19 protein-coding genes and 1 tRNA gene are annotated in these 26,130 nt (G+C 40.4%); 6 read left to right on the plus strand and 14 right to left on the minus strand.

The window, feature by feature from the left end; all coding sequences use genetic code 11:
• Nucleotides 1-3: 3 nt before the first annotated feature.
• The 6 genes from FLJC2902T_RS03785 to rpe all read left to right on the plus strand — a co-directional run bounded on the left by FLJC2902T_RS03785 (nucleotide 4) and on the right by rpe (nucleotide 8,533).
• Entirely contained in the window at nucleotides 4-2,784 is a 2,781-nt protein-coding gene (locus tag FLJC2902T_RS03785; RefSeq protein ID WP_023578454.1) for a TonB-dependent receptor, read from the plus strand.
• Nucleotides 2,785-2,801: 17 nt separating this feature from the next.
• The gene (locus tag FLJC2902T_RS03790) at nucleotides 2,802-4,049 is read left to right on the plus strand and encodes a DUF4249 domain-containing protein (RefSeq protein WP_035677060.1); all 1,248 of its coding nucleotides are present in this window, start codon (nucleotides 2,802-2,804) and stop codon (nucleotides 4,047-4,049) included.
• Nucleotides 4,046-5,797: a hypothetical protein gene (locus FLJC2902T_RS03795; RefSeq protein WP_023578455.1), complete on the plus strand. Its 1,752-nt coding sequence runs from the start codon at nucleotides 4,046-4,048 to the stop codon at nucleotides 5,795-5,797. The genes FLJC2902T_RS03790 and FLJC2902T_RS03795 overlap by 4 nt, the downstream gene beginning before the upstream one ends.
• A gap of 99 nt (nucleotides 5,798-5,896) precedes the next feature.
• Nucleotides 5,897-6,598, plus strand: a complete 702-nt coding sequence (locus FLJC2902T_RS03800; protein ID WP_023578456.1) for a hypothetical protein — start codon at nucleotides 5,897-5,899, stop codon at nucleotides 6,596-6,598.
• A gap of 136 nt (nucleotides 6,599-6,734) precedes the next feature.
• Nucleotides 6,735-7,598, plus strand: coding sequence for a sigma-70 family RNA polymerase sigma factor (locus FLJC2902T_RS03805; RefSeq protein ID WP_023573483.1), 864 nt, complete (start codon nucleotides 6,735-6,737; stop codon nucleotides 7,596-7,598).
• Nucleotides 7,599-7,867: 269 nt separating this feature from the next.
• Nucleotides 7,868-8,533 (plus strand): ribulose-phosphate 3-epimerase, encoded by a 666-nt coding sequence (gene rpe, locus FLJC2902T_RS03810; RefSeq protein ID WP_035677063.1) that lies wholly within the window; start codon nucleotides 7,868-7,870, stop codon nucleotides 8,531-8,533.
• A 36-nt stretch (nucleotides 8,534-8,569) separates the two neighbouring features.
• Here the strand turns inward: rpe and FLJC2902T_RS03815 are convergent, their stop codons facing one another.
• The 14 genes from FLJC2902T_RS03815 to murD all read right to left on the minus strand — a co-directional run bounded on the left by FLJC2902T_RS03815 (nucleotide 8,570) and on the right by murD (nucleotide 26,129).
• The gene (locus FLJC2902T_RS03815; RefSeq protein ID WP_023578458.1) at nucleotides 8,570-8,995 is read right to left on the minus strand and encodes a CBS domain-containing protein; all 426 of its coding nucleotides are present in this window, start codon (nucleotides 8,993-8,995) and stop codon (nucleotides 8,570-8,572) included.
• Between the two features lie 72 nt (nucleotides 8,996-9,067).
• Nucleotides 9,068-10,393: a TolC family protein gene (locus FLJC2902T_RS03820; protein ID WP_245594741.1), complete on the minus strand. Its 1,326-nt coding sequence runs from the start codon at nucleotides 10,391-10,393 to the stop codon at nucleotides 9,068-9,070.
• Complete coding sequence (locus FLJC2902T_RS03825) at nucleotides 10,380-13,469, minus strand: efflux RND transporter permease subunit (RefSeq protein WP_023578460.1); 3,090 nt, start codon at nucleotides 13,467-13,469, stop codon at nucleotides 10,380-10,382. Before FLJC2902T_RS03825 ends, FLJC2902T_RS03820 begins: the two co-directional genes overlap by 14 nt.
• 16 nt (nucleotides 13,470-13,485) lie before the next feature.
• Complete coding sequence (locus FLJC2902T_RS03830; RefSeq protein ID WP_023578461.1) at nucleotides 13,486-14,547, minus strand: efflux RND transporter periplasmic adaptor subunit; 1,062 nt, start codon at nucleotides 14,545-14,547, stop codon at nucleotides 13,486-13,488.
• 108 nt (nucleotides 14,548-14,655) lie between these two features.
• Nucleotides 14,656-15,465: a zinc-dependent peptidase gene (locus FLJC2902T_RS03835; protein ID WP_023578462.1), complete on the minus strand. Its 810-nt coding sequence runs from the start codon at nucleotides 15,463-15,465 to the stop codon at nucleotides 14,656-14,658.
• 115 nt (nucleotides 15,466-15,580) lie between these two features.
• A tRNA-Arg gene (locus FLJC2902T_RS03840) sits at nucleotides 15,581-15,654 on the minus strand.
• A gap of 83 nt (nucleotides 15,655-15,737) precedes the next feature.
• Nucleotides 15,738-16,187, minus strand: a complete 450-nt coding sequence (locus FLJC2902T_RS03845) for a GatB/YqeY domain-containing protein (protein WP_023578463.1) — start codon at nucleotides 16,185-16,187, stop codon at nucleotides 15,738-15,740.
• Between the two features lie 340 nt (nucleotides 16,188-16,527).
• Nucleotides 16,528-18,498, minus strand: coding sequence for a cell division protein FtsZ (ftsZ, locus tag FLJC2902T_RS03850; protein ID WP_023578464.1), 1,971 nt, complete (start codon nucleotides 18,496-18,498; stop codon nucleotides 16,528-16,530).
• A gap of 12 nt (nucleotides 18,499-18,510) precedes the next feature.
• Nucleotides 18,511-19,914, minus strand: a complete 1,404-nt coding sequence (gene ftsA, locus FLJC2902T_RS03855) for a cell division protein FtsA (protein WP_023578465.1) — start codon at nucleotides 19,912-19,914, stop codon at nucleotides 18,511-18,513.
• 9 nt (nucleotides 19,915-19,923) lie between these two features.
• Nucleotides 19,924-20,646, minus strand: coding sequence for a cell division protein FtsQ/DivIB (locus FLJC2902T_RS03860; protein ID WP_035677067.1), 723 nt, complete (start codon nucleotides 20,644-20,646; stop codon nucleotides 19,924-19,926).
• Nucleotides 20,633-21,988 carry a UDP-N-acetylmuramate--L-alanine ligase gene (gene murC, locus FLJC2902T_RS03865; protein ID WP_023578467.1) on the minus strand — a complete coding sequence of 452 codons (1,356 nt, stop codon included), beginning with the start codon at nucleotides 21,986-21,988 and terminating at the stop codon, nucleotides 20,633-20,635. Before murC ends, FLJC2902T_RS03860 begins: the two co-directional genes overlap by 14 nt.
• A gap of 99 nt (nucleotides 21,989-22,087) precedes the next feature.
• Nucleotides 22,088-23,182 carry an undecaprenyldiphospho-muramoylpentapeptide beta-N-acetylglucosaminyltransferase gene (gene murG / locus FLJC2902T_RS03870; protein ID WP_023578468.1) on the minus strand — a complete coding sequence of 365 codons (1,095 nt, stop codon included), beginning with the start codon at nucleotides 23,180-23,182 and terminating at the stop codon, nucleotides 22,088-22,090.
• 154 nt (nucleotides 23,183-23,336) lie between these two features.
• Complete coding sequence (locus FLJC2902T_RS03875) at nucleotides 23,337-24,674, minus strand: FtsW/RodA/SpoVE family cell cycle protein (RefSeq protein WP_023578469.1); 1,338 nt, start codon at nucleotides 24,672-24,674, stop codon at nucleotides 23,337-23,339.
• A gap of 123 nt (nucleotides 24,675-24,797) precedes the next feature.
• Nucleotides 24,798-26,129, minus strand: a complete 1,332-nt coding sequence (gene murD / locus FLJC2902T_RS03880) for a UDP-N-acetylmuramoyl-L-alanine--D-glutamate ligase (protein WP_023578470.1) — start codon at nucleotides 26,127-26,129, stop codon at nucleotides 24,798-24,800.
• Between the last annotated feature and the right edge of the window lies 1 nt (nucleotide 26,130).

The raw sequence follows: 26,130 nt of genomic DNA on the forward strand, positions 1-26,130 counted from the left end.
CCAATGAAAAAGATTCTTTTTACGCTATTAATTACACTCTTACATCAAATTGCGGTTGCTCAGGTTGAAGAAAAGAAATTTTCATTTACCCTCAATGCTGTTCCACTTGAAAAAGTGATAGAAACCATTGAACAGGAATCCGGCTACACCTTTTATTTTGACGAAGACTGGATAAGAAATTACCCGGAACCGGTTACTATGCAATTGACTGATGTTACTTTGGAAACCGCATTGAACACAATATTTCAGAATACCGCTCTGAATTATTATGTTTCTGATAAAAAAATAATTCTGACAAAAAACAGTGTGATTTATGACAAATTACCCGAGAATTATTTTAACACCGATAAAACCAAAACACAAGACAATAACACAATCGTTATCCAGGGAGTCCCCTTGTTTCAAAAAGAACTTACTGAACAGGATAAGAAAAAAGATGCTAAAGTCAATTATATCGGTAAAGAAAATAAAACTTCAAAAGGGAAAACCTTTCAGTTGTCCGGCTATGTAAAAGAGGCTAAAACAGGAAAACCGGTTGCTGAAGTAATCATTCGAACAAAAAACAACGAAGCCACGGCCATTACGGATACACAGGGATTCTACACCATAACATTACCCGAGGGATTAAACATCATCGAAACCGATAACTTCCTGTACGGAAAAGAAATCCGCAAAGTAGTCCTGTACAACAATGGTAAAATGGATTTGTCAGTTTCTGAAAACATCAATCAACTTAAAGAAGTAATCGTAAAGGGTAAGAAAAGCGAAACCCTGAAAAGTGCCAACACCGGCGTAACGTCCATCGATGTGGAAGGCATGAAAAACATTCCGATGGTATTGGGCGAAAGGGACATTTTCAAAGTCGCCACCACCATACCGGGGATAAAAACTGCAGGTGAAGGTTCCGCAGGATTTAACGTAAGGGGAGGAAAGACCGATCAAAACCTGGTTCTTCTTGACAATGGCGTTATTTATAACCCTGCGCATTTCTTCGGCTTCTTTTCGGCCATTAATCCGTTCACAATCGGAAGTGCCGACATTTACAAAGGAAGCATTCCGGCGGAATTCGGAGGACGACTCGCTTCTGTTTTCGACATCAAAACCAAAAACGGAAATGTGACCAAATTATCCGGAGAAGGCGGTATCGGCCCGGTAACGAGCAATCTTACCGTTAGCACCCCTATCGTTAAAGAAAAATCGAGTCTACTCGTTGGCGTAAGGGCTACGTATTCCGATTGGATCTTAAAAACGCTGGATGAAAAATCCCTGCAAAACAGTGAAGCTGCCTTTTATGATGGCGTCCTGAAATACAGTCACAAATTAAACGCAAAAAACGACATCGAAGCAACTGCTTACTACAGTCATGACAAGTTCAGCGTTTCATCCGACTCATTATACAAATACAATAACCGCCTGTTTTCATTAAAATGGGGACACATATTCAATGCAAAACACAAAGCAGCCCTGTTGTTTTCAAACAGCCAGTACAAATTCAACATCGAATACGACAAAGAAAGTGATATCACAAAATCGTTTGATTTCGGCTATAAGATTAACGAAAACCATCTTCAGTTCAAGTTCGGTTATGCATTGAACGACCAACACAAAATAAGTTACGGAGTTACCACAAAGCTGTACATGATTGAACCCGGGTATCTTAATCCGACCGGTCAGGAAACAGTATTAACCCCGGTAAACATAGATAAAGAGAAAGCTTTGGAATCGGGAATTTACCTGTCCGATGCTTATAAAGTATCGGAAAAGCTTTTAATCAGTGCCGGGATACGCTATTCTTTTTATGCTGCCTTGGGAAGTGCAACACAAAGAGTCTACGATCAGGGCGCTCCCATCACTGATGCGACCGTTGTTGAAACCAAAGAATACGGAAACAATGAGATTATAAAGACCTACAATGGTTTCGAACCGAGACTTTCCGCCCGTTTTTTTATTACCAGCAGGTTATCGGTAAAAGCAAGTTATGACAAAACCTATCAGTACATACATTTGCTTTCCAGTAACACCACACAATCACCGACGGACACCTGGAAACTATCCGATTTGAACATCGCCCCTCAGGATGCCGATCAATTTTCATTAGGGTTGTATAAAAATTTTACCGAAGATGATTTTGAAGTAAGTTTGGAGGGATACATCAAAAAAACAAACAACCTGTTGGATTACCGTGTCGGAGCCGATCTATTGCTGAATGAAAACATTGAAACCGAACTTTTAAAAGGAAAAGGAAAAGCCTATGGGGTTGAATTTCTGCTAAAGAAAAATTCCGGCAAACTAAACGGCTGGCTGGGATATACCTACTCCCGTACCTTTATAAAACTGGACAGCGAATTTGAAAGTGATAAAGTAAACAACGGAGAATATTTCCCTGCGAATTATGACAAACCGCATGATCTGAGCGCTGTCTTAAATTACAAATTCACAAAACGATACAGCATTTCAACCAATTTTATTTACCAGACGGGAAGACCTATCACTTACCCTGTTGGAAAATACACCTACGCAAACGCAGAATATACGCTTTACAGTGACCGAAACAAATTCCGGATTCCGGATTATTACCGCTTGGATATCGGGGTAAACATTGAAGGAAACCACAAAATAAAAAAACTGGCTCACAGTTTCTGGAACATATCCGTTTATAATGTTTTGGGAAGGAACAATCCGTATTCGGTGTTCTTTGTAACCAAGAATGGTGAAATTAAGGCCTACAAAACCTCGATCTTTTCCGTTCCGGTACCGACAATCAGTTATAATTTCAAGTTTTAATTAAAAAACGACGAAAAATGAAAACAGCACTCATCCTTAAATTCATTACAGCCCTTCTGCTTTTCACGAGCATCGTTAGCTGTACCGAACCCTATCAGATACAAACCGAAACGTTTGAAGAAGCATACGTAATTGAAGCTACAATTACCAATGAATTAAAAAAACAACAAATTAAAATCAGCAAAACCTATAGACTGGAAGAAAACGGCCCCACTTTCGAATCAGGAGCCGATGTCTACGTGGAAGACGATTTGGGCAACCAATATGAATTCGCTGAGCAGAACAATGTGTATGAATCAACAATCGAATTTCAGGCACTTCCCGAAAGACAATACCAATTGTTCATTAACACGGCTGACGGAAGGGAATATTCCTCTGCAAAAGAAACCCTGACTACGGTAACAGAAATAGAAAATCTGAGTACAACTGTTGTTTCCAAAGACAATCAAACCGGAGTCGAGATTGGAGTAAACAGCTACGATCCTACAGGAACTTCCAAATATTATCGCTACGAATATGAAGAAACTTCAAAAGTGACCGCACCAAAATGGAACCGCTTCAAAACCATATTATTAGCATATCCGAGAATATGCGAAGGAACAGAATTTCCGGGATTTGAAACCATTGGTTTTGAATTGAGGACTGGAGAGTCAAAGGTTTGCTTTACAACTAAAAATTCCATCGAAATTCTACTCACTTCCACCGTTTCCTTAAATGAAGACAGGGTAACCAATTTCCCGGTACGCTTTATCGCGAACACCGATTACACTATTGCTGAACGCTACAGTATTTTGGTAAAGCAATATGTGCAGACTTTAGAAGCCTATACTTTTTACAAAACAATGAAAGACATGTCAGGTTCCGAAAGCCTTTTATCACCCAAACAGCCTGGATTTATTAATGGCAATATTAAGTCCGTTTCCAATCCTAAAGAAAAAGTCATCGGATTTTTCGAAGTGGCTTCAGTGTCATCAAAAAGAATCTTTTTCAATTTCCATGATATCTTCCCTGATACGCTACTACCATCTTACCCGTGGGACTGTACCGAGCAAGTATTTAACAGCATGGATTTTGGCACTAATCCTCATCCTACACCGGAGTATCCTTGCGGAACAGGAGGGCCGGGATTAACATTGAGATCAGCCATTAGGAGGAATACTTTGCTTTTTTACAGAGAAGCCTTCCCCACCTTTTACATGGTTAAACCCGCTTGTGGCGATTGTACCACGTTTGCATCTAACATAGTACCTCCCTTTTGGCAATGAAAAAAATAATCAGCATCCTCATCCTCTTGTTTGCTACCAACAACCTTGTTCTTGGTCAGAGCATCCCAACATCAATAAGTCAAATCAACTCAATTGAAGAGTCCCTATATCTGCATTGTAACACAACGACATTACTTTCCGGAGAAACCCTTTTATTTAAGGTTTATGCTATAAATCCACACAACAAAACGTTCAGTACGGTAAGCAAAATCGGATATGTCGAAATGCTCGACAGCCAAAACAACAGTGTCATGACACAAAAAATCAATTTGAAAAACGGGACTGGACAGGGCGATTTCTTCATTACAACAACTTTAAAAACCGGAAACTACAAGCTTATCACTTACACCAATTGGACACTCAATAAAACCGGAAACGGAGTTTACCAAACCGATGTTTTCATTATAAATCCGTTCGAAAGAAATGATTTGACTGAAACTGACAAAAAAGCTTTCGCTAATAATACACAAACCGATGATTTACAAACCGTGCAAAAAGAGGAAACGACAAAAGCGAACAACAATCTGCTTACCGTAAAAACGGATAAATCCAAATATGTAACCCGTGAAAAAATCAATCTTGTAATCCATTCCGCTTTGGAAAATGGGTTAAAAGGCAATTTTTCCGTTTCGGTCAGAAAAACAGACAGCCTGCCCATTGCCAAACCGACAAATTCAGTTGATTTCCTGAATACTGTTGCTTCAAAAAACAATTCAAACGCGAAAAAAAGTCGCTTCTTACCTGAATTACGGGGTGAAATCCTATCGGGAAAGATTACCGCAAAAGACGGTTCCAAGAACCTTAACGACAAAGTGGTTTCGCTTTCCATTCCCGGAAAATATTTCGGATTCAAAATGGCAAAAACCGACGAATCGGGCAGATTTAACTTCATTCTCGATGAACATCCTGGGGCTTCAAATGCGGTTATTCAGGTAACGGAAAAAGACCGAAGCGAATACACGATAACACTTGAAGAAACTGAGAAACCTGATTTTAAAACATTAACGACTGCCAATCCGCTAGGCTTGAATTCCAAAAACAAAAGCGACATTGAAAACCGTTCGATTGCCAATCAGATAGAGAACAATTACTATCTGAAGAAAAGAGACAGTCTGATCAATTCCACTAAAACAATTCCTTTTTTCCATCCGCTCCAAAAAGAATACATACTGGATGACTATAACCGGTTCCCGACCTTAAAGGAAACGATTATCGAAATACTAAAGGAAGTATATCACAAGAAAAGCAAGGAAACCTACTCCATTCACCTGAGAGATTATACCGGACAGGGAGAAGCCTACGGAGAATCTCTGGTAATGATAGACGGTCTGCAGCTTCAGGATGTAAATGAATTATTTGAATATGACATGCAAAACATTTACAAGGTCAGTCTAGTCAACCAAGGCTACGTTTACGGTCCGAAAGTTTTCAATGGTGTTATTAATTTCGTCACTAAAAAAAGTGACTACGAAACAAAAGCCTCGGGCGACTTCATTAAAACAGTCACTTTAAACAGGCCACAAACCATAAAAAAATATTTCCATCCAGATTATTCCGAAAAAAAATCCGAAAGAATTCCGGACTACCGTTACCAATTGTTATGGCAACCAGAAGTGATCTTAACCGGGGAAGAAACCACTTTATCTTTTTTCGCATCGGATATAAAAGGAGAGTTCCAAATTTCGATTGAAGGGTTCACGGATAATGGAAATGCCGTTTCGATAAGAGAATTTATAACCATAGAATAATGAACCGAAATACCTGACATTTAGTCGATTAACAAACACGCCGCCCCTTTTAACCCGAATTAAATTCTTAATTTTATGTGAAATTTAAAATCGGGCACCATGAAAAAAATTATTTTTCTTTTAATCTTATCGATACCCTTTTTCAGCTGCTCCAACAACGATAACGGAACATCAGACGCGTCGGCAAACGAGCAACTTTCATCTTCACCTGAAGCGTTAGAGGAGTATGATGATAGCAGCTACGGAATATACAAAGGTATTTTTGTTGGTTCTACAGGAACGGTATACATTAACATTTACAATGGCGGTTCGATTTCCGCAAAAATGGTAATTGAAGGCGTGACGTACAACTTTAAAACTTCAGAAACTGCCTATGACGGGAAAGCCATTACCAGCCTCACATTTTTTAACACCAGTTCTTCTTTTGATTTCAATGTTCAGGCTGACGGTGAATACCCCACGATAACCAATTTAAACATCAAAGGACACCCCAAAGCCCTTGTACAACTGTTAAAAGAATATTCATTTGAACACATAAAATGCTATGTAGGCACCTTCGATAATGACGAAAATTCCATATTTAATTTGGCCACAACATCAAACGGGTATATTCTGGGCCTTGCTTTACAAAAAGGAGAAACCGAAATCATCTATATGGACGGCACCTTTGAAGGCACCAAAATCAATGGGACTTTTGAAGGTGGTCACTTCTCAGGAACGATCAATAACAATAAATTAAGCGGCATCTGGGAAGACTCCATGCACAAAAGGGGAAACTGGACAGCCACCCGAAAATTATAGAGTTAGTTATTCTGTTTTAGCAGCTCTTTCAGGAATTTTTTTCGGGAGAGCTGCTATTTTTTACAAATCACTGTAACTTTTTTGAAAACATATACGTATAACAACCTGAACACTTAAAAGACAAGGAGATTCTTAAATGAGACAACTTAAAATCACCAAGCAGGTTACTAACCGTGAAACTGCTTCCTTAGACAAATACCTTCAGGAAATTGGAAAAGTTGATTTGATTACTGCCGATGAAGAAGTAGAATTAGCACAGCGAATTAAAGCCGGAGACCAAAGAGCGTTAGAAAAGTTAACAAAAGCTAACTTACGTTTCGTTGTTTCGGTGGCCAAGCAGTATCAGAATCAAGGATTAACTTTACCCGATTTGATTAACGAAGGTAACCTGGGTTTAATTAAAGCCGCACAACGTTTCGATGAAACCCGCGGATTTAAATTTATTTCGTATGCCGTATGGTGGATCCGTCAATCGATCCTTCAGGCATTAGCAGAACAGTCACGTATTGTTCGTTTACCGTTGAATAAAATTGGTTCGATTAATAAAATTAATAAAATGTACGCTTTGTTAGAGCAATCTAATGAACGCGCTCCTTCAGCAGAAGAAATCGCACAAGAGCTGGACATGACCGTAAATGACGTAAAAGAGAGCATGAAAAACTCCGGTCGTCACTTATCAATGGATGCTCCGCTTGTGGAAGGTGAAGATTCTAATTTATACGACGTTTTACGTTCCGGTGAATCACCGAATCCGGACAGGGAGTTAATACACGAATCGTTACGTACGGAAATTGAAAGAGCTTTAGAAACACTTACTCCAAGAGAAGCCGATGTGGTTCGTTTGTATTTTGGTTTAGGCGATCAGCATCCGATGACTTTAGAAGAAATCGGAGAAACTTTCGACTTAACCCGTGAGCGTGTGCGTCAGATTAAAGAGAAAGCAATTCGCAGATTAAAACACACTTCAAGAAGTAAAATTCTTAAAACTTACTTAGGATAGTTTGAAATGTCAAAAAAAAGTTGTAATTTAAATTGTTTATTTTAACTTTACGACCTTGAAAATTGACACTTAGTCCTTAAAATATTGAAAATAACAACAGTTTCAATAACTGTTCGTTTTTTGATTGATGATTGAAACTCCGGCTGATTACCGGAGTTTTGCTTTTTATTAATCAAAACTCCAGTCTGTTCGCGTTAAAACGCTCGGGTGTCCGGAGTTTTGCTTTTTATACTATCTTTGCACCAACAACACAACATTACATACATATCATGAGTAAACAAGCAATTATAGCTCCGTCAGTACTTGCCGCAGATTTCGCCAATTTACAACGCGACATCGAAATGATTAATAAAAGTGAAGCCGATTGGTTCCACATCGACGTTATGGATGGCCAATTCGTACCAAACATTTCCTATGGAATGCCGGTCATAGAAGCCATCAAAAAGCACGCGACCAAACCTTTGGACGTGCACTTAATGATTGAAAAGCCGGAAAGATACATTGAAACTTTCGCTAAAATTGGTGCCGATATCATTACCGTTCACTACGAAGCTACCGTTCACTTGCACCGCACACTAACACAAATAAAAAATGCAGGTTGTAAGGCTGGTGTGGTTTTAAATTTATCCACTCCGGTTTCTGTTTTGGAAGACATACTTCCGGAATGCTACATGGTCTTGATTATGTCGATAAACCCAGGATTTGGAGGACAGAAATTTGAAGAGATAACATACAACAAAGTTCGTAAACTAAAAAAAATGATTACCGATCAAGGTCTGGACACCCTGATTGAAATCGACGGTGGTGTTACCAATAAAAACGCCAAACAACTCGTTGAAGCCGGAGCTGATGTTTTAGTAGCCGGAAGCTATATTTTCAATGCCGAAAATCCGATTGAAACTACCGCAGATCTGAAAAAGATCACGACACTATAAAATAAAAGGCACTGAAATCAGTGCCTTTTTTAATATTCAACTATTGTATTGATCAAGCAGATATCGGATCAAATCGGTTGTGGTAACAATTCCCACCAGCAAATCGCCCTCGCAGACCGGTACCGCATGAAATTCATTTGTAGCCAGGATTTCAGCCGTTTCTTTAATTGTTGTTCCCGGTGTAACGGTAACTATTTTCCTGGTCATCACCTGTCCAATAGTAAACATATTATAAACTGTCACATCAACCGTTTCATCATCGTCATCAGCTGCTTCAGCGTACGAAATGCGAAGCAAATCCGTATAGCTCAAAATCCCCAGAATTTTATTGTCACTAACTACGGGAATATGACGGATTTTATGTTCTTTGAACAGACTTTCCGCCTTGGTTAAATCGTCGGTTAAATTCAACTTCACTACATTCTGAGTCATAATGGTTGACACTTGCACATCCTGTTTCATAATCGTAAAGTTTTGATTATAAATAAATTCCTTTCGTAAAGTTACAAAATAGATGACGAATATCGGTATGGTTTAGAACTTGATATTTCCGGCGATTTCGTGTAACATCACTTCCGATATTTTAGCCTGAAACTTAGCACTGCTGTTTCTTGCCTTAACATTGATATAATTCTCCTGAGCATTTCTGAATTCAATCGTCGGAATCGATCCTATTTTAAATTTTTCCAAAGTTATATCAAGGTTTTTTTTGGCAATTACTTCATTATGTTCTTCCAGTTTCGCCAATTCCACATTTGTTAAATAAGTTTGATAGGTCGAGTGCAGTTGTGAATTTACCGTTTGCTTTTGCTGCTCTGCAAAAAGGGAAGAATTCTCCACCTGAAGCTTGGCTATTTTCTCATTTTTATTCTGAAGAAACCCGTTAAAAACATTCACCGTAGCCGAAACACCGTAATTGAATCCGTTTCCTGAAGACTGCGACACAAACCCCAAACTGGATTCCGACCTATTGAAATTATACCCAGAACTCAATCGAACTGTGGGATATCTTTCGGCTCGCACCTGTTTCATATCTAGTTCGGCAACTCTTTTATTGATCAAAGCCAATTGCAACTGCGGATTTTGCTGATCAACCAAAGTCTGCAAATCAGTCAGTTGTAATTTATCATCGATACTCACTTCCTCCACCACATTAAAATCGATGGTCATGTCACGCGCCAAAAGTTCATTAAGACTGATTTTAGAATTCTGATAAAACTGTTTCAGCAGCAGCAGGTTCGACAAATCCTGATTCAGATCCACTTCTGCATTTAACACTTCCAATTTTGATGCTTTTCCTATCGTAAATCGGTTTTCAGCTATCTTTAAACGCTGCCTGGAAATCACAATCGTCGTATCCAACGCTTTTATCAGTTGTTGCTGTTTTACCAGATCGTAATAGGTTGTCATCACATCACTGACTCTGGTCAGAATCGTCATTTTCAACTGTACCTCCCCTTGCATTTCCAAGGTAGTTAACTGGTCGTAACGTGCAAACATTTTAAGACCGTCAAAAACGGTCCAACCTAAATTTACACCGTAAGCCAAGCTGTTATTTTTGGCATTGTCCAATTCCCGAACTTCACCCGTTGCTTGTGTTTGTTTGGTATTCTGAATATTGTTATTCTGATTCAGTGTCGCATCTACCCGGGGTAACATTCCCGCGTTGGCCAAACTTTTATTTTCCCTACTCACTTCCAGCTCATTAGAAGCAATTTTAATATCATAATTGTTTTTAAGCGCAATTTGTACCGCAGCGTCAACGGTTAACACCTCCTGGGCATTACCTGCAAATACAACAGTTAGCCATAATACCGTTTGAAACAAAACTTTATTTAGCATATCATTATTCCTTTTCATACTCATTTAAATTGTCAAATTCCGGTCGGTGTTTCTTTTCCCGTGACCACATTAGGTAAATTGCGGGAATCACGAATAAGGTCAGCAATAAGGAAAACAAAGTTCCGCCAACAATAACAACCCCCATACCGATTCTACTTGTAGAAGCAGCTCCAAGAGACAAAGCGATAGGCAAAGCACCTAACGCAATTGCCAAACTCGTCATTAAAATAGGACGTAAACGGGATTCGGAAGCTTCGATAATGGCCTGATACTTCGGTTTTCCCTGTTCCCGTAACTGATTCGCAAATTCGACAATCAGGATACCGTTCTTCGTTACCAGACCAATTAACATCACCGTTCCGATCTGACTGAAAATATTCCAGGTCTGACCGAACAGCCAAAGCGAAAACAATGCTCCTGCCACTGCCATCGGTACCGTTAAAATAATAATAAACGGGTCTATAAAACTTTCAAACTGTGCCGCTAAAATTAAAAATATCAGCAACAAAGCCAAACCGAAAGCAAACGAAGTATTCGAACTGCTTTCCTGAAAATCGCGTGATTCACCACTTAAATCGGTTGTAAAAGTATCATCCAGAATCTTTTCTTTAATGCGCTCCATCGCGTCAATTCCGTCGCCGATACTTTTCCCCGGAGCCAAACCGGCAGAAACCGTGGCCGACATATATCGGTTATTGTGATACAATTGCGGCGGACTGCTTTGCTCTTCCACGGTAACCAAATTATCCAGCTGAATCAATTGCCCGCTGCTGCTTTTTACAAAAATTGAGGTCAGGTCCATCGGAGCATTTCGGTCTTTTTTGTCGAATTGTCCCATCACCTGATATTGTTTTCCATTCATCATGAAATAGCCAAAACGCTGTCCGCTCAATGAAAGCTGCAGGGTTTGTGCAACATCAATAACCGAAACCCCGAGACTTTGAGCCTTTTCCCTGTCGATGGTCACATAAATTTCCGGTTTATTGAATTTCAGATTGACATCCGAATTGGAGAACGTAGGATCATTTTCGACTTCTTCCATGAACAGCGGAATTTTCTGCTCCAGTTTTTTAAAATTCGGTGCCTGAATCACAAACTGAACCGGCATTCCACCTCTTCGGTTTACGGCGATTGTTGGCGATTCTGAAACGTTAAGTTTTGCCTCGGAATATTGCTTTGTCCATTTGGTTAAACCTTCTGCTATTGCTTTTTGCGACTTCTCCCTTTCTTCCGGCTGTACCAATGCGATTCTGGCCCTTCCTGAATTTACCGACGAAGCACCAAATCCTGGAGAGGTAATAATCAGACTCACTTTTTTCTCAGGAATGGAATCGTTGATCAACTCGGTTAATTCATTCATAAACCTATCCATATAATCGTAAGAAGCACCTTCGGGAGCGGTTACGTTTACACTGATAAAACTTCGGTCATCGTACGGAGCCGTTTCCTTCTGCAACATGGTAAAAAACAGGTAAATCAACCCGAAACAACCTAATAGTATTATGAAACTCAACCATTTTTTCTTCAGAAAACCTGTCAATGCCTCTGCATAAGTAGAATTCATTTTCTGAAAATACGGTTCCGTTATAGTGTAAATCTTTGATTTTTTCTGTTCACCGCCTTTCATCAGGTACGCGTTTAACATCGGTGTAAGCGTTAACGAAACAAAGGCCGATATCAGCACCGCCGCTCCGATAACTACCCCGAATTCACGGAACAACCTTCCCACGAAACCTTCAAGGAAAATTACAGGCAAGAAAACTGCCGCCAAGGTTATGGAAATAGAAATTACTGCGAAGAAAATTTCATTGGAACCTTTTATGGCCGCTTCGATAGGATTCATCCCCTCTTCCACTTTTTTGAAAATATTTTCGGTTACCACAATTCCGTCATCAACCACCAGACCGGTAGCCAGTACGATGGCCAATAAGGTCAGTACATTTACCGAAAATCCACATAAATACATGATGAAAAAAGTGGCGATCAGGGAAACCGGAATATCAATTAACGGACGGAACGCAATCGCCCAATCCCTGAAGAAAAAATAAATAATCAATACCACCAGAATGATTGATAACAGTAATGTTTCGGCTACTTCCAGGACCGCTTTCTTCACAAAAACCGTGTTATCGATTGCGATATTCAGTTTAAAATCTTTGGGTAAATCTTTTTTTAACTGATCGTATTTTTCGTAGAATTTCTCGGCAATGTCCAGATAATTGGTTCCCGGTTGCGGAATAATAGCCAACCCCACCATAGGCTGCCCGGAGTCCGATAATTTTGTTTCCAGGTTCTCCGCTTCCAAAGAGGCTTTACCGATATCGCTCAAACGAACAATTTTATCCCCTTCCGCTTTGATGATGATGTTATTAAACCCTTCTTCCGTCGAAATATTCCCGATAGTTTTTACAGAAAGTTCCGTGTTGGCACCCGTTAATTTACCCGAAGGCAATTCGACGTTTTGTTTGTTCAGGGCTACCCGCACATCCGCTACCGTACAACCGTAGGACGCCAATCGAACTGGATCGATCCACAAACGCATGGCATATTTCCGTTGTCCCCAAATCTGAACACTACTCACCCCCGGTATGGTTTGCAAACGCTGTGACAGCACATTATCGGCATAATCCGAAAGCTCCAATACATTCTTGTTATCACTCTGAACAGTCATGGTAATAATCGGCTCCGAGTCGGCATCCGCTTTGGAAACTACCGGAGGCGCATCTATATCCTGAGGCAAACTTCGAATTGCCTGCGACACTTTATCACGAACATCGTTAGCGGCTTCCTCGAGATTTTTATCCAGATTGAATTCTATGGTAATATTACTTCGCCCCTGACTGCTGGAGGAGGATATATTTCGGATTCCGTCTATGGAATTGACCGCTTTCTCCAAAGGCTCTGTTATCTGAGATTCGATGATATCAGCGTTCGCTCCGGAATAGTTCGTTTGCACCGAAATTTGTGCCGGATCAATCGAGGGAAATTCACGCACACCCAAAAAAGTATAGCCAATAATTCCGAAGAGTATCAGCATCAGATTGAGCACAATGGTTAATACAGGTCTTTTTATACTTAAAGTGGATAAACTCATAGCTTTAAATTTTATCTTACTTTAACTTTACTTGTACGGGAGATTCTTCTTTTAACGTCATCACACCACTGGTTAAAACGGTATCTCCGGCTTTTAAACCTGAAATCACCAAAACCTCCTTATCGGTTCGGGCACCGGTTTCCACCATTACTTCTTTTGCTTTTCCATCAACCGAGATAAACACTTTTTTGCCGTTCTGAACCGGTATCAGTGCTTCGGTAGGCACCAACAAGGCGTCGTTGATTTTATCCAACGGCAAAGCGATACTTGCAAATGTTCCCGGAATTAATTTCCCGGTCGGATTATCGGCAATGGCTCTCATTTTTAACGTTCGGGTCTCCACTTCAATTCCGGGCTCAATGGCATAAATCTTTGCCGAGAACACCTCTTTGGAACCAGCTACAGTAAACGAAAGTTGTGTATTGATTTTCATTTGCACAGCATATTTTTCGGGAATGGAAAATGTAATCTTCACCTGACTGGTGTTTACCAAATTGGCGATAACCGTTGTTGGAGTCGCATAGGTTCCTTTGGAAATGGAACGCAGTCCGATTTTACCTGAAAAAGGCGCTTTTACCGATGTTTTAGCAATTTGAGCCTGAATCAGCTGTGTTTGTGCCTTAGCGGAACGGAAGTCGGCGCTGGCAATATCGTATTCTTCCTGACTGATGGCTTCTTTTTGCAGTAACAATCGCGCTCTTCTTTCGTTTTCGGAGGCTAGGGTCTGTTTGGTTTTGGCTTGCGACAATTGGGCGCGTAACTCCAAATCATTGATCTTTAAAAGTTGTTGTCCTTTTGAAACCAAAGTTCCTTCCTCGAAATTGATACTTTCCACTATACCGGAGACTTCACTGCGGATTTCCACCTGTTCGTTGGCCTCAATGGAACCTGACAGCGAAAGATTATCGGAAAAAACCTGAGGCTTTAAAACAATCCCCGTAACTCTTGACGGTTTTTTATCTCCGCCTCCTTTTCCTTTACCACCTTCCTCTTTTTCTTTATTTTCGGATATTCTGTAAAAAATCATCCCTCCCAAGACAATGGAGAGCAACAAGTAAATTATGTATTTGGGTTTCATACGATGAAAGATTAAGTCCTTTAGACTTTGTTATTTTGATTTGGTTTAAACAAAGCTACTTCTTAATCTTTTCCAAGCCACTCATTCCAAATGGTATTTAACAAAATTTTAGCGACTTTCCCTGAAGTTAATCATCAGAGCAATCTTTTGGTAGAGTTCTGGAAATTCACTTTTGAATTGGTGTGGTGTTTCAAAAAAATGCTCCAGTACAACGGCTAAGAATTCATACTTATTGGTGTAGGCATAAATCCGGAAGTAATCCGAATCAACAAGACGTTTTGCATTGGGCAAATGATGAATATCCCGCATGATTTCATCGAACATATCCGAGAATATAGTCATGCTGGTATTGTTGCTTTTCATGGCCTGAAAATTAAGCGCATGGGCAAATTCGTGAAGTCCTAAATTATGGTTGTCGTTTTCGATGCTGAATCCCTTCTGAAAATCGGTCCAGGAGAATGCAATCACCTTAACCGAAGGATTGAATTCCCCTTTGTGATATTTTGCGGTTGTGGTTGAATAATATTCGTCGGGGTAAATCAGAATGCGTTCAAAAACATCATACAGGTAATTTTTCATACCGAAAGTCAGCATCGTGGAGGTGGACGCGATATGCACTTTCATCTGATCGTCTACCACCAGACCCTCTTTACCCACGAATTCATATTCGGCAATAAAATTAACCACGCGGTGTTCAAAATACTTTTTGTCTTTTCGGGAGAGTTTAGAGTAATATACGAATTCGTTCCTGAGAATTGCCCGCTGTGTTTTCTTTAACCGCCTGAGAAATGGGTAAAAATGAATGTAAAGCGGCTTATTGAAAACAGCTATATACCCTTTCTCGAAAGCCTTAAAAAGGAACATTCCGACAAAAAAAAGCAGGACAAAACCAATCAAAAAATCTACTAAATATTGCAATGTACAGATTTGGGGCTTACTTAATTTAACTTGAATTTTATAACACCATGCTTGATGGATCGCCTAAAAATACGAAAAAGAAACAAAACACAACATTTTGTTTCTTTTTTATTCGTGACCTCGGAGGGGTTCGAACCCCCAACCCTCAGAGCCGAAATCTGATATTCTATCCAGTTGAACTACGAGGCCATTATTTAGAGTAAAGAATACAGAACAAAGAGAAAAGACTTTTACCAAATCTATTTCCTTTAATCTATTCTCTTTGTTCTATTTTAAACTAATAATTTTTTAACGATGGTGGAAATCGTTTTTCCTTCCGCTGTTCCGCCTAATTTTGCGGATGCCAATCCCATAACTTTACCCATAGCAGCGATTCCGGTTGCGCCGGTTTCTGCAATGATTTGCGCTACGATTGCTTCCACTTCCGCTTCGGAAAGTTGAGCCGGCAAGAACTTCTCGATTACCGCGATTTGCGCCAATTCCGGTTCTGCCAAATCAGGACGGTTTTGGGTCGTAAAAATACCCGCGCTGTCTTTACGCATTTTTACCAATTTCTGCAACAACTTGATTTCTTCCTCTTCCGAGATTTCTTCTTTTGAACCGGATGCAGTCTGCGCTAATAATAATTCTGATTTTATGGCGCGTAAAGCTTCCAATGCCACGGTATCTTTTGCTTTCATGGCGGTTTTCATTTCGTCCATGATTTTTGCTGCTAAACTCATTTTGGTTATTTGTTTATTCGGTTATTTGTTCTTCAACAGACTCAGGATAATATCCTTCAACAAGTCCTGAAGACACCTTTTATTTTTTTGTTTACAAAAATTCAAATGACTCCCTTCCCAGCCCCGTCCCGATAGCTACCGGGAGGACGGAAATCTTGGTATTGTGAGATTGCTTTGCAATCTTGCAATGACAAATTGGAGGGAAAGCGGGAAAATGGCTGACTGACAAAGCCTTAACCATTCGCTCCAAAACCATTTTCTTGTTTTGCTATGCGAAGATAAAAAAATAACCCGAAACATCACTGCTTCGGGTTAAAGGTTTCTCAAAAAAACAGGTTAGTTAGTCCACGTTGTCGTGCAGGAAGGAGTTATTGGAACGCAACTGAATGTCATCGTTACTGTCCATTCCCAAAGACATGCGGGATTTGCTGTTATCCACAGAAGCGGCATTTAAATCCACTCCCATTCGTTTGTATGCAGGTTCTCTTTCCAACTCGTTCACGCGAGTTGCGCTGTTGTTGAATTTATAATTGAACTCTTTCATTTTTCTTTTGCGTTCTTCGGCACGCATACGCAACGTTTCTTCAATAGTCATTTCCACCGGGGAAATCTCGTCGAAATGTGCTTGAGGCGCTACCGGAGTTGCTTCGGTTCTTTTCATGGTGAAGTTCAGTTCGGCAGCGATTGGCTCCTCCTTCACTTCTTCCACTACCGGTTTTGAAGTTGCCAATTCGTTTTCTTTTTCCATGTAATCATCCAGAGAATAGCGGATCACACCGGATTGGTTCACCTCGGTTACAGGAACCACCTGAACCGGTTCGTTCACGAACATTTGTTTGGTTTCCTCTGATAAATTGAAAACCCTTCTGTCGTCGTTAGTAGAAACACCTCCGTTGGACAAATCGAACGAGAACGTGATTTGCTCCTGAACCTGATCGATTTCAGGCTTCACGATTTCGGCACCGAAAACTTCGATTTCACGAACGTCTTTGATTTCGAATTTAGGCTGCTCGACTGCCGGAGAAACGATTTCAAAAAACACATCCAGATTATTGATGAACTCGGAAGTCGGCACTAAATCCACTTCCGCCATTGGCTTTTTTGCTTCAACAACTTCAACCTCCTCTTCCAACGTAAATACGATTTTTTCTTCTACAATCGGAGCTACTTCTGCCACTACCGGCTCTGCTTTAGGTTGTTCTGTCGGAATGGAAAAATCGAAAGATGGAACAATCGGTTTTTGAGTCAAATCCTGAACCAGTTTTTGCTCACCCTCTAAAGTATGGATGATTTTTCTAGGCTCAGTGTTAACGATTTCCGCTTGCTGTTCTACGTTAAATCCCGTTGCGATAATAGTTACCGCCACAGCATCTCCTAACGATTCGTCTTCACCAACCCCCATAATGATGTTGGCGTTGAAACCGGCTTCCGTTTGGATATGATCATTGATTTCTCCGATTTCGTCAATCGTGATTTCATTCGTACCCGAAACGATTAATAACAATACGTTTTTAGCACCTGTAATTTTATTGTCGTTCAACAATGGAGAATCCAAAGCGTCGATGATAGCATCTTTCGCACGGTTGTCACCAGAAGCAACAGCCGATCCCATAATGGCCGTTCCGCTGTTTGACAACACGGTTTTGGCATCTTTTAAATCGATATTTTGCGTATAGTGATGCGTAATAACTTCTGCTATACCACGAGAAGCCGTTGCCAATACTTCGTCTGCCTTAGAGAAACCGGCTTTAAAACCAAGGTTCCCATAAACTTCTCTTAATTTATTGTTATTGATAACTATTAAAGAATCCACTTGCTTTCTAAGTCTTTCAACACCTGATAACGCTTGGTCCTGACGAACTTTTCCTTCAAACTGAAACGGAATGGTAACAATACCAACCGTAAGAATATCTCTTTCTTTTGCCAATTGCGCGATAACCGGAGCAGCACCTGTTCCTGTTCCACCTCCCATACCGGCAGTAATGAATACCATTTTGGTATTGCTATCCAACATTTTTTCAATTTCTTCGATACTCTCCAAAGCCGACTGCTGTCCCACTTCGGGATTCGCACCGGCACCTAAACCTTCAGTTAAGTTAAGACCTAATTGGATTTTGTTGGGTACCGAACTGTTTTGTAATGCCTGTGAATCGGTATTACAAACAATAAAGTCCACCCCTTTAATCCCTTGTTTAAACATGTGGTTGATGGCATTACTACCACCTCCACCTACACCAATAACTTTAATCACATTTGATTGATTTTTTGGTAAATCAAATGAGATGCTTCCAAAATCTGAGTTGCTTTCCATACTGTATCGGTTTTATTCTGCGTTATCTAAAAATTCTTTAATTCTGTCTATATATTTATCAAAAAAGCCTCGTTTTATCTTATCACCCGTTGACTCATGATGCATTTCCGGTTGCCTTACATAAACTGGCTGTGGCTGATGTAGCGGTTGTTCGACCACTTCTTCTTCTACACGTTCTTCAACTACAACTTGTGGCTTAATCTCTACTTTTGGCTCTTCTTTTCTCATTTCCACCAAAGGCGTTGCGCTTTTGGTATTATTGCGGATACTGTTCATTACCAGACCAACCGCGGTTGCGTACATCGGACTTGAAATTTCCTCATCAGAATCTCCAGCCAAATGCTCGTTAGGATATCCGATTCTGGTATCCATTCCCGTGATATACTCCACCAACTGCTTAATATGTTGCAATTGCGCACCACCACCGGTTAAAACGATTCCTGCAATTAATTTTTTACGCGGATCCTCGTGACCGTAAGCTTTAATTTCAGCAAAAACCTGTTCGATGATTTCCACCACGCGTGCGTGAATGATTTTCGAAAGGTTTTTTAACGAAATCTCTTTTGGCTCACGACCTCTTAATCCAGGAATAGAAACAATTTCGTTGTCTTTATTTTCACCCGGCCAAGCCGATCCGAATTTTACTTTTAATAATTCAGCCTGTTTTTCGATAATCGAACAACCTTCTTTAATATCGTCGGTAATCACATTTCCTCCGAAAGGTATCACAGCTGTATGACGAATGATACCGTCTTTGAAAATTGCCAAATCCGTTGTCCCGCCCCCGATATCAATCAAAGCTACTCCGGCTTCTTTTTCTTCCTGACTTAAAACAGCATCAGCAGACGCCAACGGCTCTAAGGTCAATCCGGATAAATCCAGGCCGGCACTTTTAATACATCTTCCGACGTTTCGGATGGAAGAAGCTTGTCCTACCACGACATGAAAACTGGCTTCCAAACGACCACCGTACATTCCGATAGGCTCTTTAATTTCAGATTCACCGTCGATTTTAAATTCCTGTGGCAATACGTGGATAATTTCTTCACCCGGAAGCATCGCCAATTTATGAACCTGATTAATCAGCAAGTCGATATCCGCATCACCGATCACCTCTTCAGGATTGCTTCGGCTGATATAATCACTATGCTGAATACTGCGGATGTGCTGACCGGCAATACCCACCACCACATCGTTAATCTTATAACCCGAATCAGCTTCCGCTTCAACAATGGCCTGCTGAATCGATTGGATTGTTTGTGTAATATTGTTTACCACGCCACGAGCCACACCAAGGCTTTTGGATTTTCCAACGCCTAAAATCTCTAACTTCCCGTACTCATTTTTCTTGCCGATCATCGCAACAATCTTTGTTGTCCCGATGTCTAATCCTACTGCAATACTTTCTTTTTCCATATTCTCCTTCTATTTGGTGCACACAACCTGTTGTGTAAACTTCAAATTAATCATTTTATATTCGCCTATCAAGGTATCTTTCATCGCATGCTGAAAGAAAGCTTTGTAATTATTAAACTTCTTATCAACATTTATCGGTTTACCGAAAAGAATTTCATAATTGTAATTCCGATTCGTCATCAGCACACTTCCCGACTCTAAAATCTTAGCTCCGGTGATGTTTTTTTTCAGAAAATCATCATCGTGAATATTCTGAAAAACTTCCGTCAGCCCTTTTCTGTTTTCGTTATTTATCTCACCAAAAACAAGCGGCACTCTTGCGGAAAAATGATCCGATAAAGGCATTTTATTCCCTTCGTAGTCAATGTAATAAGAACTTCTTTCGTTACTCACTCTCGCGATTGGGGTCTTTTGCGTTACGAGTGCTTTTAGAGTTCCGTCAACAGTAGCGTAAACCTGTGCATCGGCAATCATCTGATGACTATCGAGTTCGCGCTCTAATCTATTCAAATCTAATTTTTCTTTTCGTATGCTCGTAACACTCCCCGAATTTTGTATTAACAAGTTATTAACCATTTCATCTGTAAGAAAAGGCATGTTTTCTCCTGCAAATTTCACTTCGGTTTTCACCAATTTCCGGCTTTCGTTTCGCTTTTCAGAGAACGAATACAAAAAAATCAACACGCCTAACATGAGCACCAATCGCACATCTGTCCATTTAATTTTCCTCATTTTCCAACGCTTTTTTAATATCCGGAACCATTTCACCAACATCACCCGCGCCGATCGTAACAATCACCTGAGCATCAGAGGCTTTCATCAGTGAGATCAATTCTTCTTTCTGAACCAGTTTTTTATTGTCATTTTTCATTTTATCCAACAACCATTGCGAGGTAATTCCCTCCATCGGCAATTCTCTGGCCGGGTAAATATCCAACAACATCACTTCATCAAATTGCGATAAACTTTTGGCAAAATCATCGGCAAAATCTCTCGTTCTGCTGAACAAATGCGGCTGAAAAACCGCCAACACTTTTTTACCCGGATACAACTCGCGAACCGCCTGATGCACTGCGTTAATTTCCGTAGGATGGTGCGCATAATCGTCGATATACACCAACTCCGGTTTTCTGATCTGAAATGAAAAACGGCGTCGCACTCCCTGAAATGTTAAAAAAGCCTTGGCAATGTCCTCGGTCGGGGTGCCGAAAGTACGTGCCATCGCCAAAGCTAACAAAGCATTGGTCAGATTGTGTCTGCCCGGTAGGCCAAATTGTAAATCTTTTATTTCTTCTGTTGGCGTTTTCACGTCGAAAACATACCAACCGCTTTCTATTCTTATATTTTTTGCCACGAAATCAGAATCATCATTCACACCAATGGTAATCGCTTTTAAAGGCAATCCGTTGTTGATGAAAAGATGGTTTTTGTCTTCGACTTTATCGGCAAACTCCACAAACGAAGCCTCAATCGCTGTTGCATCGCCATAGATATCCAAATGATCCGCATCCATCGATGTTACACAAGCGATATTCGGATGCAGGTGTAAAAACGAACGATCAAATTCATCCGCTTCCACTACCGTTACCGTTTTTCCGCTTCCGATTAAATTCGAATTGTAGTTCTCCACAATTCCACCTAAAAAAGCAGTCACATCGGCACCGCTTTCATACAACACGTGACCCAAAATACTTGAAGTCGTTGTTTTTCCGTGCGTTCCTGCAACCGCAAAACAGAACGTATCTTTGGTGATAATTCCCAAAACCTCGGCCCTCTTTTTTACCGTGAATCCGTTATCGAGAAAATAATTCCACTCCGTATGGTTTTTCGGAACCGCCGGCGTGATTACCACCAACGTATTTTCCTTATTCAGATACTCCTGACCAATCAACTTCACGTCGTCTTCAAAATGAATCGCAATACCGCTTTCCTCCAATTCACCTGTTAAATGCGTATGCGTTTTATCATAACCCGCCACATTTTTTCCGATGAATTTGAAATAACGCGCTAAGGCACTCATTCCGATGCCTCCGATTCCGATGAAATAGACGTTTTGTATTTGGTTCAGGTTCATATTCTTTTTAGGTTCTGAGGCGCTAAGGCACTGAGTTATTAAGGTTTTTTTTGTGATAATTCCAACTTCTAACTACTGCAATCTGCCTTCTGGCATCTGTTATCTGATCAGCTTTACGATTTCGTCAACGATTTGTTTTGTCGCGTTGGGCAAAGCCAATTGTTTTATGTTTGTACTCAATTGTTTCTGTTGTTCTTCATTGGAAATTAAATTCTGAAAAACAGTTTCGAACTGAGTGTCTAATTCTGATTCTTTAAGCAGAAGCGCTCCGTTTTTGTCGACGATGGCTTTTGCATTTTTGGTCTGATGGTCTTCGGCCACGTTAGGCGACGGGATGAAAATTACCGGTTTTCCCACGATGCACAATTCGGACACCGAAGAAGCACCTGAACGGGAGATTACCACATCTGCGGCAGCATAAACCAAATCCATCCGATCAATAAATGAAAGCACCTGAACATTTTCCTTATCCGAAAAATGCTTGTACTCTTCAAAATACAATTTTCCGCATTGCCAGATAATCTGAACGTTTTGCAACAACAGAAAATCCAGTTCTTTTTCAAGCAACTGATTGATTCTTCTTGCCCCTAAACTTCCTCCTAAAACCAGCAATGTCTTTTTGGAAGCATCCAAATTGAAATGCGCTATGGCTTCACTTCTTTTTTCACCAACCGAAATCAGATCCTGACGCACCGGATTACCGGTTAAAATCATTTTTTCTTTCGGAAAGAAGCGCTCTAAATTTTCGTAAGCCACACAAATTTTATTGGTTTTTTTACTCAATAATTTATTAGTGATTCCGGGATAGGAATTTTGCTCCTGAATTACCGTTGGAATTCCCATCATGGAAGCTACTTTTAAAACAGCACCACTGGCAAATCCGCCGGTCCCGATAACCACATCCGGTTTAAAACTTTTCAGAATTCCTAATGATTTTGACAGACTCGAAATCAGCTTCAACGGAAACATCGCATTTTCCAAGGTCAGTTTTCGCTGAATTCCTGCAATCCACAATCCTTTAATCGGGTAACCAGCCTGAGGCACTTTCTGCATCTCCATTTTATCTTTGGCGCCTACAAAAAGAATATCGGCATCCGGGAAACGGTTTTTCAACTCGTTCGCAATCGCCACCGCCGGATAAATATGCCCTCCGGTTCCTCCTCCGCTGATTATGAATTTTGGATTATTCTTCATTTTTTTAGTTACTGAATTGCTTAGTTTCTGAGTTACTTAGTTTTCCTTTTTTACCGCAAAGACTCAAAGTCTCTAAGTTTTTTTCTACCCTCTATTTTCTATATTCTATTCTCTTGACTCTTGTCTCTTGCGTCTTTTCCCTTTCCCTTTTCCCTTACTTCTTATTCAAAACCGCATTCATCGGATTATCCGTATGATCTTCTATCGAGTAGTTTTCGCCGGCTTCCGCTTTTTTGGCTCTTTCGACTATTTCGTCAATTTCATTTTCGCTTTCTGATTCCAGTGCCACTTCACGATCGATGATGCGTTGCAATGCTTCATCTCTTAATCTGGCTTCGGCTTCAATTTGCGCTATTTCTTCTTCCTTCTTCGTAACACTTAAAATGATGCCGACCGCAATACAGGTCATCCAAATAGACGTTCCTCCACTACTTATTAATGGCAAGGTCTGTCCCGTTGTCGGCAATAATTCGACCGCCACGCCCATATTGGTGAACGCCTGAAAAATGATCGGAAAACCGAGTCCGACAATGAGCAGTTTCCCGAATAGTGTTGGCGCCTTATGCGAGGTTATCAGGAATCGAAAAAACAATAACAGGTACAATCCCATTATGACAAATCCGCCCAACAAACCATATTCTTCCACGATAATCGCGTAGATAAAATCGGAAGACGACTGTGGCAAAAAGTTTTTCTGAACACTTTTACCCGGACCCAATCCATAAATCTTACCGGATGCAATGGCTATTTTTGCTTTTTCAATCTGATAATCGTCCTCATTTTCCTCATCCGAACTGAAACGCTCGATACGACTCATCCAGGTATTTACACGGCTAGTCAACTTGTTATCTGGAAAGGCTTTCGCTATCAGGATGAAAATTAACAAACTGGCTATCCCAAGTCCGATAATCGTAAACAGGTATTGCAATCTGTATTTCCCGACAAAAACCAACATACAAACCATCGAAAACATTAAGGCTGCAGTGGAAAAATTGGCCGGCAAAATTAAGCCAATTATTCCGAAAACCGGCATCCATAATTCAATTAATGACGATTTAAATGTATATTCTTTTTCATCAATTTTAGAGAGGTATCGCGCCACATAAACCATCATCACCAGGAAGGCGAAAGCGGAAGGCTGAAACGACACCCCGATAAACGGAATCTGCAACCATCGACTAGCATTAGCACCCCCGATAGTAGTTCCCTGAAGCATGGTAAATCCAAGCAAAATAATAACTACCGGCATCAGCCACCAGGAAAATGCTTTAAAATAATGATACGGCGTCCTGTGAACGAAATAGATAAAACAGAACCCGATAAAAACATGGACCAAATGCTTAATCAAATGTCCAACTATAGACCCATTCCCCACCACATACACAAGATTGGTACTCGCACTGAAAACAGGCATAAAGGAAAACAGCGACAACAGAGCCACAAACGCCCAAATTCCCCTGTCTCCTTTAAGTTTACCAATTAGTTCTTTCATTTCTTTTGAGTTGCAAAGTTGCAAAGTTGCGAAGTCACAGAGCAGCAAAGTTTCTTATACCTTACCTTTCATTAATATTCACAATCTTTAATCTATTTTCTATCTTCTATTCTCTATCCTCAATTATAAATTCTGAACCGCGTTTTTGAACTGCTTCCCACGGTCTTCGTAGTTTTCAAACAAATCAAAACTCGCGCAAGCCGGTGACAACAAAACCGTATCCCCTTTTTCGGCCATGCGCTGTGCGATTTTAACCGCCTCGGTCATGCTTGTCGTTTCAATCATTACATCCACAACATCTTCAAACGCTTTCATGATTTTTGAATTATCCACACCCAAACAAACGATTCCTTTCACTTTTTCACGAACCAACGGCATTAATTCGGCATAGTCATTTCCTTTATCGACCCCTCCGACAATCCATACCGTAGGCGTATTCATGCTGTCCAGCGCAAAAAAGGTTGCATTAACGTTCGTTGCCTTAGAATCGTTAATGTACTGTACATTCTGAATTTTCAACACTTTTTCCAATCGGTGTTCAACCCCCTGGAAATTAGACAAACTTTCACGGATAGTTTCCTTGCGGATGCGCATTAATTGAGCCACAGTAGTAGCTGCCATCGCGTTTTTCACATTGTGTTTTCCTTCTAAAGCCAGTTCGTTGATTGCCATGGTAAATTGGTCGTTATTTATTTTGGTTGTTATATTATTTTCGTCTGCGTAAGCACCTTCTTCTAATTTTTTAATAAGTGAAAAAGGAATTTTTTTGGCTCGTATTTCATTTTCCGATAACCATTTCACTATAGCCTCATCATCGTCATCGTATACAAAATAATCGTCTTCGGTTTGGTTTTTTGTAATTCGGAATTTAGCCGCGATATACAAATCGTAATCATAATTGTAACGATCTAAATGATCCGGACTGATATTCGTCATCACCGCAATGTGCGGGCGATAATTCACAATGCCGTCCAACTGAAAACTACTTAATTCCAAAACATAGGCATCAAACTTGTTTTCAGCAATCTGCCAAGCAAAGCTTTTTCCGATGTTTCCGGCGATTCCGATGTTCATTCCGCCTTGTTTCAGCAAGTGATGCGTTAACATCGTCGTTGTCGTCTTACCGTTGCTCCCGGTAATTCCAATGGTAACAGCATCCGAAAACTGGCTTGCAAATTCGATTTCAGAAATAATAGGAACGTTCTTTTTTTTGAGTTGCTTGACGATATTTGACTTATCCGGAATCCCGGGGCTTTTCATAATCACATCTGCATTTAAAATCAGTTCCTCCGTATGCTGGTTTTCTTCCCACGGAATCTGATTCAAAATCATCACTTCCTTATAATTATTTTTTATCGCTCCGAAATCCGATACAAAAACGTCGTATCCCTTTTTCTTTCCCAGGATTGCGGTACCTACACCGCTTTCTCCTCCACCTAAAACCACTAATCGCATC

Source organism: Flavobacterium limnosediminis JC2902 (assembly GCF_000498535.1).
Lineage (GTDB): Bacteria > Bacteroidota > Bacteroidia > Flavobacteriales > Flavobacteriaceae > Flavobacterium > Flavobacterium limnosediminis.